General features: G+C 44.7%; 8 protein-coding genes. 4 read left to right on the forward strand and 4 right to left on the reverse strand.

Going from position 1 to position 13,334, the window contains the following annotated elements:
- Positions 1-4: 4 nt before the first annotated feature.
- The 4 genes from B9A91_RS06350 to B9A91_RS06365 form a co-directional block, all read right to left on the reverse strand.
- Positions 5-3,400 (reverse strand): SusC/RagA family TonB-linked outer membrane protein, encoded by a 3,396-nt coding sequence (locus B9A91_RS06350; protein ID WP_084239603.1) that lies wholly within the window; start codon positions 3,398-3,400, stop codon positions 5-7.
- Positions 3,401-3,629: 229 nt separating this feature from the next.
- On the reverse strand, positions 3,630-4,769 hold the full coding sequence (locus tag B9A91_RS06355) for a FecR family protein (protein WP_159451653.1): 1,140 nt from the start codon (positions 4,767-4,769) through the stop codon (positions 3,630-3,632).
- A 79-nt stretch (positions 4,770-4,848) separates the two neighbouring features.
- Positions 4,849-5,427, reverse strand: a complete 579-nt coding sequence (locus tag B9A91_RS06360; protein ID WP_084237541.1) for an RNA polymerase sigma-70 factor — start codon at positions 5,425-5,427, stop codon at positions 4,849-4,851.
- Positions 5,428-5,531: 104 nt separating this feature from the next.
- Positions 5,532-6,119, reverse strand: a complete 588-nt coding sequence (locus tag B9A91_RS06365; RefSeq protein WP_084237542.1) for an HPP family protein — start codon at positions 6,117-6,119, stop codon at positions 5,532-5,534.
- Positions 6,120-6,306: 187 nt separating this feature from the next.
- Between B9A91_RS06365 and B9A91_RS06370 the strand changes: the two genes are divergently transcribed.
- From B9A91_RS06370 to B9A91_RS06385, 4 genes are all read left to right on the forward strand, one after another.
- Positions 6,307-7,485, forward strand: coding sequence for a FecR family protein (locus B9A91_RS06370; protein WP_084237543.1), 1,179 nt, complete (start codon positions 6,307-6,309; stop codon positions 7,483-7,485).
- A 59-nt stretch (positions 7,486-7,544) separates the two neighbouring features.
- A complete protein-coding gene (locus B9A91_RS06375; protein ID WP_084237544.1) occupies positions 7,545-8,111 on the forward strand; it encodes an RNA polymerase sigma factor in 567 nt (188 codons plus the stop codon).
- Between the two features lie 309 nt (positions 8,112-8,420).
- Positions 8,421-11,816 carry a TonB-dependent receptor gene (locus B9A91_RS06380; protein ID WP_159451654.1) on the forward strand — a complete coding sequence of 1,132 codons (3,396 nt, stop codon included), beginning with the start codon at positions 8,421-8,423 and terminating at the stop codon, positions 11,814-11,816.
- Between the two features lie 29 nt (positions 11,817-11,845).
- Positions 11,846-13,327: a RagB/SusD family nutrient uptake outer membrane protein gene (locus tag B9A91_RS06385; protein ID WP_159451655.1), complete on the forward strand. Its 1,482-nt coding sequence runs from the start codon at positions 11,846-11,848 to the stop codon at positions 13,325-13,327.
- Positions 13,328-13,334: the final 7 nt, after the last annotated feature.

The raw sequence follows: 13,334 nt of genomic DNA on the forward strand, positions 1-13,334 counted from the left end.
TATCTTAAAAACTAAATGAGAGATTGAGCCCAAAGCTCCGGGTGGAAGGAAACTGGCCGATTTCGAAGCCACGCTGGATATCGCTGCTGCCAAGTGTACCAAATTCCGGGTCAAATGCCGGCCATCCGCTGATCATGAACAGGTCTCGGCCATATACCCCAATCATTGCGGTCTGAAGCCCCAGTCTTTTCAGCATTTTTGCCGGCAATACATAATCCACTCTGGCTTCCCTTAGTTTAATGTAATCTGTGCTGAATACATTGGCCTCCACATTGTCTCCCTTAAAATGCTCATTGTAGTAGGCTGAAATATTGGTAGCAATCACATCATTCGGGCGATAGGAACCATCCGCATTTTGCTGAACCCCATTTCCAATGATACCATTGTACCGGCCTGGCAGTGTCTTTTTTAGCTTGCCGGCTATGGCCAGGGCAACATGGCTATGGGAATAAGCCACGGCTCCATACTGTCCGTCGATCAGGAACTTCGCCCTGAACTGTCTGTATCTGAAATCACTTCCAAAACTTGCGGTAAAATCGGGCGTTGCCCTGCCCAGGTACATGGTTTCCTGGGTAAGAACCGGGTAACCCTGGCTATTGTAAACGATCTGACCATCTGGCGAACGCTGGTAGCCCAGGCCATAGAGGTCGCCCATTCTTTTGCCAACCCTTGCTTCCATGGTACCCCTTGGCCCGCTTTGCATAATATAGGTATTGATGCTGTCGGCCAGGGAAACCACGGTATTGCGGTTCGCAGCAAATGTTCCGAAAACATTCCAGGTAAACGATTTTGTTTTTACTGGAACTCCGTTGATCTGAGCTTCTACACCCTGATTTCTGACAAGTCCCGAATTCAGGATGATACTCGACCAGCCCGAGGCCCTGTCTATCGGGGTCCTCAGGATCTGGTCCCTCACGTTGCTGTGGTAAAAGCTGAAGTCTATACCCAGTCTGCTTTTAAAGAACCGTGCATCTATACCAGTTTCCAGTGTCCGGGACCTTTCAGGTTTAAGGTTGCCGTTGGCAATAGCAACCGGATTGGCGGCCCCCGAAGGAAATTCTGTAGGGTTGTAGTCGTACCCCGTTAGGTACGGGGTTACCCCCGAGCCGCCAACTTCAGCAAAAGAGGCCCGCAGCTTTAAAAATGAGACCTGCGACGGCAAAGTAAATACCTCAGAAAGTACCGCACTTAAATTCACAGAAGGGTACATAAAAGAGACATTCTCAATTGAATTTGAAGTAGCCAGCAAACTGCTCCAGTCGTTCCTTAAAGTAAAATCAAGATAAAGCTTGTCTTTATAACCAAACTGTGCCAGTCCGTATAAACTGTTTACAGCATAGTCGCTCCTTCTGCTAATAGGGATGACAAGGTCTTTACTGTTAGCAAAGGTAAAGATCTGTGGGTACCGCAGACGATCGGCACGCATCTCCACCATTTTATAATTGTTCTTCATCGCACTTCCTCCAAAAGAGAAGTTGGCATCAAAGCTTTTATTTATTTCTGGCTTATAGGTCAACAGAAAATCACTGTTCACTTCCTGCTGAAAAATATCCTGTGTGCGGTACATCCCGTCTTTGAAACGTTCTGTATCTTTTGGCCTTTGCTGTGAACGTGCTTCACCAGACCAGTCCATAGATGACCGAATCATTAAACTCAGTTCTTTGGTAAAATCGTAGGTAGCTGTAACATTACCCACCAGCTGATTTCGTCTCGAACCGTTCAGCATTTCATAAGCCTGCAGATAGGGATTATCGACGTTACTGCTAAAAGGGCTTATCTGCGTAATTCCTTCTGATCCGGGTACCCAATAGTTTTTATACCAGTTGATGTCGGCATTTGGCACCAATGAAATCATAGAATACATGATCGTCTGATTGTTATATCCGGTTGATGGCAGGTTCTTACTGTACTTATTGTTGAAATTCAGCTTGGAGGCTATGGTCAGTTTATCGCTTACTTTCTGGCTTACCGAAAGCGCAATTGTGTTCCTGTCATAGCCGGTATTGGGAACGATCCAGGTATTTTTCAGATTGGTAAAGTTGAGCCTGGCATTGGTTTTTGCATTGCCCCCACTGATGGAGAGACTATTGGTGAATGTTGCCGCTGTCTCAAAAAAATCCTTCCTATTGTTCTTGTAAGGTATCCATGGGGTTCTTTCCGTTCCACGGGTATTGGTGGCAGGATCGTACTGGTAGTATTCCTGTCCGTCGAATTTAACGCCCCAGGCAGAACCTGTGCTCCTTGTACTTGCTCCATCTTCTGTTGCCAGGTAAGAATACCAGGTGTCCTGCCCTGCAGCTCCCTGGCCATATTCGTACTGGTAATCCGGCCATCTGTTGATGGTAGCTAGTGTAGCATTGGAGTTAAAGGAAATGCCCAGTCCTTTTTGCATGGGTTTCCCTGATTTAGTGGTAATAATGATTGCGCCGTTTGCCCCTCTGTAGCCATACAATGCAGAAGCTCCGGGCCCTTTTAAGACAGTAATGTTGTCAATGTCTTCCGGGTTCAGGTCGCTGATCCCGTTTCCGAAATCTACCGGTGACTCGGAACCCAGATAGGCACCATTCCCTTCTGTAATCTTGGAGCTGACAATAACCCCATCTATTACAACGAGGGCTGAGTTGTCACCGCTCAATGAGCTTTCGCCGCGCAGAATGATCTTGTTTGAACCTGCAGGGCCTCCACCGGATTTGATCATGTTCAAGCCCGCGATCTTGCCTGAAAGCGCATCGGTCCAATTGTTGGAAACCGCATCCATCAGGTCCTCTCCCTTTACTTTTGTGATGGCATAGCCCAAGGCTTTTTCTTCTCTTTTTATGCCCAGTGCAGTAACCACCACTTCATTCAGGGCCTGATTGTCTTCCTTAAGTATGACCCTGATGTTATTTTTATTGTTCAGCGGGACTTCCTGGCTCAGGTACCCTGTGTAGGAAACAATCAGAGTGGCATCTTCAGCTACATTCTTCAGTTCAAAATCCCCTTTTGCATTCGTTACCACCGCATTTTTTGTATTTTTTACTACCACAGAGGCCCCGATAAGCGGCTGCCCGCTCTCGTCTGCCACTGTTCCCCTTATCGTAAGGGCGGCAAGACTTTTTGCCGGGATTTCCCTTTTTCTTACAACAACAACTTTGTTCTCTATGGTATAAGAAAGCGCTTGTCCTTCCATACAAATTTCCAGGGCCTCGTTAATGCTAACTCCTCTGACGTCTATGCTGATGCGTTTTGCATCCTTAAGTGTATGGGCATCATAAAAAAAGTCATAGCCGCTCTGTTTCGCTATTTCATTAAAAACCGGCTGCAACGCCGTGTTTTTCCTGCTAATGGTAATCTTTTGGGCAAAAGATGCTGCGCTGGCCTGCATCATCCCTATCAGTAAGACAGCAATACTGAGTTTCATAAAGCATAAAAATTTGTAAAGGCTACCCGGAGGTTTAAATACATTTCTGGTATAAGTTTTATACATTTGATCTGGTTTGGTTAAACAGTTAATGAGTTCTTCGAAAGTTTTTTATTAAAGGTTCCAAACTTCCGGTCAGGAGTGTTTCCAGCACTTCTGACCTTAATTAAGGCCCCTTATCTGATGTCAGGTCTTCATAGTTTCTCTTTTTTTGTTAGCGGGTTTATATTTAATTATTTGGTAGTACAACTATATTTTTTTCACCTTCAAGCCGAAAATGCACCTTACCTGTGCGCTCCATTGTTTTCAGTACCACAGCCAAATTCCGGTTCCTGGATACGATACCACCGAATTTGAGTTTCTTCTCCAGAACGCCCGGACTGTAGGTTACATTTACATCATACCATCTCGAAATCTTCTGCATCACAAACTGGATCTCTTCCTCATTAAAAATAAAATAACCGGTTTTCCATGCAATTTCCGACTCGGTATCTGCCGGTTCTACTTCAAAAGTTTCTCCTCGGAGCACCGCCATCTGACCAGGCTTTAATAGTCGTTTTTCAGTACTTCCAATTTGATTCAATCTTACACTTCCTTCCAAAAGCGTTGTCCTGATTCCCCTGCCTTCTCCGTAAGCATTTATATTAAAATGGGTACCCAGCACCTCCAGTTCCTGTGTGCCCGTGCGTACTTTAAATGGCATTTTTTTGTTATGCGCAACCTCAAAGTAGGCCTCACCAGTAAGTACAACTGACCTTTCTTTCCCTGAAAAAGCAACAGGATAACTTAAAGAGGATGCTGCATTAAGCCAAACTTTAGTGCCATCGGGTAAATTGAGTTGAAATTCCCCTTTTTTAGGTGTTTCAATGGTATTGAGCATGTTTGTGGTCGTTACATCCCTGCCATTTGTATATACCAGGCGGTTATCCGCCCCACGGTTAAGGGCTACGTTGCCCTGCGTGGCAATACGCCCCTTCGATGCGCTGTCCAATGAAATCTTACTGCCATCAGCGAGCGTAAGTACAGCATTTGCGCTACCCGGGGCAATGTGATTCAGCTCAGCCGAAAGCACGGCTGACGGCTCTAAGGTATGCCGCGGCTGCAAAGCATAAAACAAACCGACAGAAACTGTAACCATTGCGATTGCAGCGGCCAGGCTATACCACAGTTTAGGATTGTTCTTTTTAGGGCGTGTGCTGAGGTTCTCCCATACCAAGTCCAGGTTTTTCTCCAATGTCTCCTCAGTTAATTCTGAACCTGGCCCGACGTTAAATTGATTATAGTAGGTTTCTACCAAAGCGGCTTCTTCAGGACTGCATTTTCCTTCGGAATATCTTTTCAATAAATCTTTAGCCTTACTATTTTCCATAATCAAAACACACATTTATGTCGTGTGATGATTTATAGACGGTCAGCCGTCACACTGGGCGTAAAAAAAAATAAAAAAATCAGTGCAGCAAAATCAACATCAGTGCAATAAGGCTACCTAGTTTTACCCGCAAGATCTTTAAGGCGTTGTTGACGTGCTTTTTAACGGTTTTTTCAGACAAGGTAAGTTCATAAGCAATTTCCCTGTGTGAATGGTTCTTTTTACGACTGAGTTCGAAAACCTGTCTCATTTTTGAAGGTAGAGACTGTATTTCATCTTCAATGATCCGGGACAATTCTTTCTCCCTGAGCAGATGGTCGGTAGCCGCTTCTCCCTGGTTGATAAATTGCTGGAAACCGGAAATATAATCCGATTCGATCTTCTTATGGGTAATGAAATCGATCACCCTGTTCCTCACGGCCGTGTAGAGATAATTGGAAAGGTTGGTCTTCAAGACTAATGTTTTGCGCTTGTCCCACAGCTTTGCAAAAAGTTCCTGTATCATGTCGTTCACTTCTTCGACATTCTTTAGCCTGCTGTAGGCATGCAGGTACAAAACACCTTTATAGCGGTTATAAATCTCGGTATAGGCAAGTTCATCACTTTCATTTAACAAAGCCGCCAGTTCCAGATCAGTAAGTTTGCTATAGTCTGTCATGAATAAACCCAAAATTGAACACAAATACAGATTGCCAATGATAGCAGTTTTTTTTCAATTTAAGATTTATATTGTATTACTGTAATGTTAATAATATAAATGTTTTATCTATGGGTGTTCCGAATTACTTTTCTCCGTTTAAGTATTGGCGTTGAAGGGTACTTCCTATGTCTTAAATTGTTAAACACCAGGGCGACAGCCAGCAGGATCAGGACGCCGGACAAGACTGGCGACAATACATACATGTATCCCATCGCTTCGATCTTTTTACCTCCGGTGACAGCAATCAGTGCAGTTGCACCACCCGGAGGATGCAGGGTTTTGGTAACCTGCATGGCAACTATGGATAAGGAGACCGCCAAAGCACAGGCCAGCCAGATTTCGGCAGAGAAAAGTTTGAAAACCGTAACGCCTATAAGCGCGGAGATCACATGGCCGCCAATAAGGTTTCGGGGTTGGGCCAGCGGACTATTGATGATGCCGTAGACCAATACAGAGGAAGCACCGAATGAGCCGATCAGAAAAAGGTTATCGCTTGCAACCAGATATTTGCTGTTCAGCAATCCAATCAATGCAATACCGGTAAAAGATCCCAGAAAGGTCAATATATGCTCCCTGGCATCAATTAAGGTTTCACGATAAAGGATGTACCTGGCTTTTCTGTACTGCTTTTTAATGATTCTTCCCGGCATGTCGTTTTCTAATTCACCGCAAAAATAGGATTAATTCTAGTAATATACTAGAATTTTCTTTAGGCAAATGAATTGATGCTTATAGAGATAAAATTTTGCATTGATAAAATTTCTTTATATTTTACTGCTACCTGGACGCCTCTGAACCGACATATTATTAAACCAGGGATGACATGGTTTAAAGATTATGACCAAATATATCGCAAAAGAATTATTAGAAAAATACCTGCAGGGTACCTGTACTGAAGAAGAACAGGCCATTGTAGAAAGCTGGCAGCTCAAAGAACTGGAAGGAAAAAACTTCAGTGCAAAAACTGTTCAGATAGAAACAGCCTATCAGACCATATGGGACGGCATCAGTGCCAAGGCTCCTGCCAGCCCGGATATTGAGTTGAAAAATAACCGCTTCCGTTATCTTGCCATTGCCGCTGCCATTCTGATTGCATTGTCGGCAGGATTATTTTTTATACAAAATAAATTATCGGGCGGTTCTGTTGCCGAGCAGCTGGTAAAGACCGGAAAAGATTTTGTTCCGGGCGGCAATAAAGCTACCCTGCTGCTGGCAGATGGATCAAGGATTTCCTTAACGGATGCTGCCAATGGTAAACTGGCTAAACAGGCAGGTATGACCATTACCAAAACCCGGGACGGGCAGTTGGTTTACAATCTTGATGCACAATATATAGCCGGCCCCAGCAAAGCCAGGAACCAGATGAATACCATAAGCACACCACGTGGCGGGCAATACCAGGTAGCACTGCCCGACGGATCGAAGGTATGGTTAAATGCAGAATCATCCCTGAAATACGCTGTAGATTTTAATACGGAGATCCGCAAGGTTGAGCTGAGTGGTGAAGCATATTTTGAAGTGGCAGGCAAGACCGGACCGGCCGGAAGCAAAGTTCCTTTTATAGTTGTTACCGACAAACAGGAGGTGGAAGTTTTAGGCACACATTTCAACATCAGCAGTTACGGTGATGAACCGCTTACCAAAACAACCCTGCTGGAAGGGAGTGTAAATGTTTTACAGCGTTCCTCAGGAAATTCAAGATTGCTGAAGCCTGGTGAACAGGCTAAGGTAAGCACTGCACAGGCAGCCCCAACAGTTGTAATCCCTGATCTGGAAAGCGAAATGGCCTGGAAAAACGGGCTGTTCATCTTCAGGGAAGAACCAATTGAAACCATTATCAAGGATCTGGCAAGATGGTACGATGTAGACATCAGCTTTGAAGGAAAGCCAATCAATGTCTCTTTTGTAGGCGTGGTATCACGGTCTAAGAATATTTCCAGTATTTTAAAAATACTGGAAGAGACCGGCGACCTGCACTTTAAGGTAGAAGGAAGAAAAATCCTGATCATGAACTAATGCAGGAGCAATTAATTCTTTATGAATTAATTGTTATATTCGCCTGAGGGGATAAGACAATGTCGGATTTTAGCATACTTCCAGATAGCCATTTATTAAAAAGACTCAATGCCGGTGAAAAGAATGCTTTTGGAGAAATCTATAAGCGATATGGAAGCCTGCTGTACATTTATGCCTTTAAACTAACTGACGATAATGAAGATGCGAACGACATTGTTCAGGAAGTTTTCCTGTCGCTGCTCACCAGGGACGAGGTAGCTATAAAAAAAACGCTGTCTGCTTACCTCTACTCTGCCGTAAGGTATAAAGTATTCGATCTGTTCTCCCACAGAAAAGTAAAAAACGGCTATACGGAATCCCTGCAGGATTTTATAGACAAGGGTGAATACATTACCGACAATTACATCAGGGAAAAGGAACTTGCCCGACTGGTAGAACAGGAAATTGAACTGCTGCCACTAAAAATGAGACAGGTATTTGAATCGAGCAGAAAGGCCCACCTGTCGCAAAAGCAAATTGCCGAGAAATTCAATATTTCCGAAAAAACGGTAAAAAAACAGATCAACAATTCCATTAAAATATTGAAAATGAAGCTGGGCAAGCTTATCGTTTCCATATTCATTTAAATTTTATTCTTTTTTCTACTACCTGGCCATTTCTGTGCCGACATATAATTATACATCCCTATTAAGGGAAGTATGAAGAACCTAAAACTAAAGAAAGGAGAACCACAGTTATGACTTAAAGCTACTTAACTGTAATCCAAAAAAAAACAGGTCCGGATTGGAGCCGAACCTGCATAGCCTGGGTTACATCTTAATTTATTGCAGTAACAACAAATATCAACAACCCAAAACCCAAACAAATGTATGAAATTTTACCATTCATTCAGGTCTGAGCTATGCGCCGACAGACCGAACCAAATATTGCGTATTATGAAGTTAACCATTATCATAATGACCACCTTTCTTTTACAGGTCAGCGCAGCAGGTTTTGCCCAAAGAATTACATTAAATGAATCGAATGCCTCTCTTGAAAAAATTGTAGCACAGATCAGGAAACAAAGTGGTTATGATTTTATAGTAAATGCCAGATCGCTTAAAACAGCAAAACCGGTTAGCGTTCATGTAAAAAATGCAACACTGGAAGAAGCACTTACCATATGCTTCTCCAATCAGCCGCTGACTTATGTGCTAGAAGAGATGACTGTGGTGATCAAAGACAGGCCCAGAACACTAATTCAGCGCATTATAGAAGTTTTGCAGGCTACAGATATCAGAGGAAGGGTGACCGATGAAAAAGGCAACCCGCTTGCAGGTGTAACCATAACCGAAAAAGGCACCAATAACCGCAGCATAAGTCAAAACAACGGAGAATTTACATTGCGTAATGTTAAAGAAAATGCAACACTGGTTTATACTTTTATCGGATATAAAACCCGTGAACTGAAACTGGGCAACCGCACAAACTTCAGTGTTTCAATGGAGCAGGATATTCCTAGCCTGGAGCAGATTGTAGTAACAGCTTACGGCACCTCGAAGGTGAAAGATGTAACCGGATCTGTAGCGCGTCTGGGAGAAAAAGAAGTTAAAAATGCACCAATGGGTGCCACTATCCAAAGCCTGATCCAGGGGCGGGCCTCTGGTGTAAATGTTGCCGTACAGTCGGCCTCTCCCACCTCACCCATCAGCGTGGTTATCCGTGGTGCATCGTCACTCTCCGGAAATAATCAACCCTTGTGGGTGATAGACGGGGTACCTGATTATTCTACCTCAACTACCGGGAATATTCAAAACTCACTGTATAACCTGAACCTGAACGATGTGGAAAGTGTAGACATTTTAAAGGATGCTTCTGCTACCGCATTATATGGTTCGAGGGCAGCAAACGGGGTGGTGATTGTAACTACCAAGCGGGGAATTACCGGCCAGAAGCCTACTATTGAAATTTCCAGCCGCCTGGGTTACATGCAGCAGGATTTTAATGGCTACAAATACATGGAGGCCCCAGAGTATATTCGTTTTGCGGATGCTGCAGCAAGGGAAGAGGCTTACAGAAGGGGAGTTTTTGATTATTTCACCCGGCTTTACCTGGATGAGCAGGCTTTTTTTAACCTGAACACCAGCGAGTTCAACAGAAGTTCCTTTAAAGTACTTCCTGGTGCCTATTACGAAGGCAATACCAACTGGCTCAAAGAAATGACCCAGAACCCGCTTACCCAGCAGCATGACATTTCACTGCGCGGTGGTACGGAGAACATTGCTTATTATGTTTCACTAAACAATACCAATAACGAGGGGATTGTAAAAACAGGAAGCAGCAGGGTTTACGGAGGTCGTATCAACCTGGAGGCCAATATCCGCAGGGGCCTTAAGTTTGGCCTGAACCTGAGCGGTTCATCCCGTAAAACAGACGACAAGGATTATATGTTAACAGTCTTGAAACAAATCCGACCAGATATTCCTGCTTACAATCCGGATGGCTCCCTGTTTACCCGGGACCCCTATACAGAAAACCCTTATACTACTTTGCTGAATACCCAAACTGCCAACGGGCAGATTTTTAATGGTACAGGTTACCTGGAATATGCGATCCTGAAAGAACTGGTTATTAAAACGGCTTTCACCGCCAATTATAACAATTCGCAAAGCCTGACCTACAAACGTAAAGGCAGTACATTTAACACCACTGGCAGCCGCAGCTGGAGCAATCCTAAAATACAGACCAACGTATGGGAAAATACGCTTACTTATGCCAAAAACTTTGGTAAGCACGACATTACAGCTCTTGTGGGCTACTCCATGGAGAAAAACAATGGCTTAACCTACAGCATGAATGCCACCAATTTCCCGGATGATGATATTCTGAACGATTTTTCATCAGGCGCTACCCGGGGTGCGCTTGGCGAAACATTTACAGAGAATGCCCTGATCTCGGAGTTTGCACGTGCGCACTATAAATTTAACGACCGCTACATTATTTCCGGTACCATCAGGCGTGATGGTTCATCGCGTTTCGGACCAGATAAACGCTGGGGAACTTTCCCTTCGGGAGCAATTGCCTGGTTGCTTACAGAAGAAGACTTCATGAAAGGTAAAGGTCTGAGAAAGATCATCAATTACATTAAAATCAGGGCCTCAATTGGTAAGGCCGGTTCGCAGAACCTGGGCAATTATGACTGGATTACCCGCGTAGGTTCTTCAAGGTACAATGAAAACCCTGCCATGGCCCCTAGTTCTATTGGTAACTACGGCCTGCAATGGGAGCAGACATTAATGAAGGATGCGGGAATTGATTTCGGACTTTGGGACGACAGGATCAGGGGTACTTTTGGGGTTTATCAGAAAAATACCGATCAGCTGATCTATAACCTTCCGCTGCCGCCAAGCTCTTCTTTAACCAATATCAGTGCCAATGTGGCCTCATTAAAAAACAAGGGGGTTGAGTTTGATATTAAGGTAGATGTGATCCGTAAAAACGATCTGACATTTACGGTCGACTTCAATGCATCCAACAATGTTAACCGCATCCTGAAGATTAATGGCATTACCAAACAACTGAACTTCCCTGATGACTACTCCCCATATATGACCGTTAAGGAGGGGCAGCGTACCGGCGAATGGTTTGGTTATCAAACCGCCCGCAGGCTGTTTGTGACACCTGAAGAGATCATCGCCCTGCAAAAAGTAAACCCGGTTACCGGTGCAAAGGTTTTCTACCGTACTTCTACAGAGAACATCGGCGACCTTTATTTCATTGACCAGAATGGTGATGGGGTAATTAATGCTGACGATAAAGTAAAGCTGGGCAGTGCCGATGCCAAAATATATGGTGGATTTGGAATGAGCCTGTATTATAAAAACTTTATGGTAAACACCACCTTTACCTATTCGTACGGTAACATGAGGTTATGGAAAATGCCTTTAGATGATGTAGGCTATGTAGGTAACTATAATCACAGTAACCTGATTGCAGGCCGAAGCGCAACCCTGCTAAGCCCTTACGAAGCAGCCATACCAAGGATGACCCATTACGGTGACGGGGCCAACAGTACTTTTTCTGATTACTTCCTGTACGACGCTTCCTATATCAGGCTGAATGCGCTGAACATCAGTTACCGCATTCCGGACCATATTTTTAAAAACAAGCTGATACAGGGTATCAATTTTACATTCCAGGCTACCAATCTGTTCACCTTTACCAAATACCCGGGCTTTGACCCTCAGGGCAACTGGTCGAGCAGTGCAATCGGCACCGGAATGGGTGTAGACAACAGCTATTATCCTTCGGCCAGGATCTATAACCTGGGTGTTAAGTTCACTTTTAAATAATGGCGATGAACCACAATAAATGCATAAACATGAAAAAGATCATTTATACCTTATTGCTTTTGGGCAGCTTTAGTATCCTTTCCTGCAAGGACTACCTGGATATACAGCCCATCCATAACCTTACTGATGCCAATGCCATTAAAGACCCGGCCACAGCTAAAGCTGCATTGGGTGGCGTGTATGCCAGTTTTCAGAATGACGACTGGTCGGGCGCCCTGTATGCCGCCCAGGCATCAAAATCAGGGCTTGTACGGTTTATCGCAGCAGAATACGATATGTCGTACAATCAGACATCGATTGGGGCAGTCTCCTGGACAGCATTTTATAAAAGTCTGAATGCGGCCAACTTTGCCATTTCGGGCATCAGCAAACTCCCGGAATCGGTTATGAGCAGCACAGACAAAAATCTGCTTACCGCGGAAGGCCGCTGCCTGAGGGCCTGGGTGAATGCCAATATCCTGTGGAACTATACACACTGGTGGGCAGATGACGCTGATCCGTATGGCCTGCTTTACAGGGATGAGGTTGTTAGTCTGGATAACATCAGAAAAGCACGGATCTCCGTAGGGGAAAGTTATAAAAAAATATATGAGGACCTGGACTTTGCCATTACCAATCTGCCTGATATCACTACACCGCGTTATGTTTCCAAACAGTTTGCCAAGGCACTGAAAGCCAAACTCCTGCTGTACCGCGGCGGATACAGAAATACCAGTGCCGACCTGCAGGCTGCATTGGGCCTGGTGAACGATGTGCTGACCAACCGTCCGTCAACCTTTGCAATGGAAGCGAACCTGGCAGATGTATATGCCAACTCCTGGGATTCCAAAGAAAACCTTTTTGTAAGGTACCTGGAAAACGATGGTACCCGTTCAACAAAAGGAGGTTATTACTATACCTATTACCTGTCGCAAATTGGCGGCACTACACTTCCGCTGCCAATTGGGGGCGTGGCAACTGCAGGCCTGGTTGCCGGATACGACTGGTTTAGCGCCGATCCGAGATGGCCGGTAGTTACCGGCCCGGTACGTGCCGGCGAGACCTGGGACAATACCATGCGCTACACCTTTAAAAAAGTGGCCAGACTGGGGCGTTATGCCGGACAAATTGCCAGTCCGCCTGATGAAAAATATGCAGCCTATTACTTCCGTTTCCCTGAACTTTACCTGATGAAAGCCGAATTGCTGGCCCGCACTGGTGCAACCCCTGCCCAGGCCATTGCTCCGATTAATGAAATGCGTGCTAAACGGGTTACACCGGTATTACCGGCCTTAAACCCTGCCAATACAGATCAGCTGATGGACATGATCTTTAAAGAGATCGTTACAGAAACATTTCTGGAAAACGGGAGCGAGTTTTTTGCTGCACTGCGCTTTAAAACCAACGGGCAGCCCTGGATTGTAGCCCTGAAAAACGGAAAGGCCCTGGAAGAAAATAAAATATGCAGACCTATTCCCGACGCAGAGATTGTAAACAATCCATTAATGGAACAGAACCCTGATTTAAAATAATATAGTT

Origin of the sequence: Pedobacter africanus, assembly GCF_900176535.1 — a bacterium.
Taxonomy (GTDB): domain Bacteria; phylum Bacteroidota; class Bacteroidia; order Sphingobacteriales; family Sphingobacteriaceae; genus Pedobacter; species Pedobacter africanus.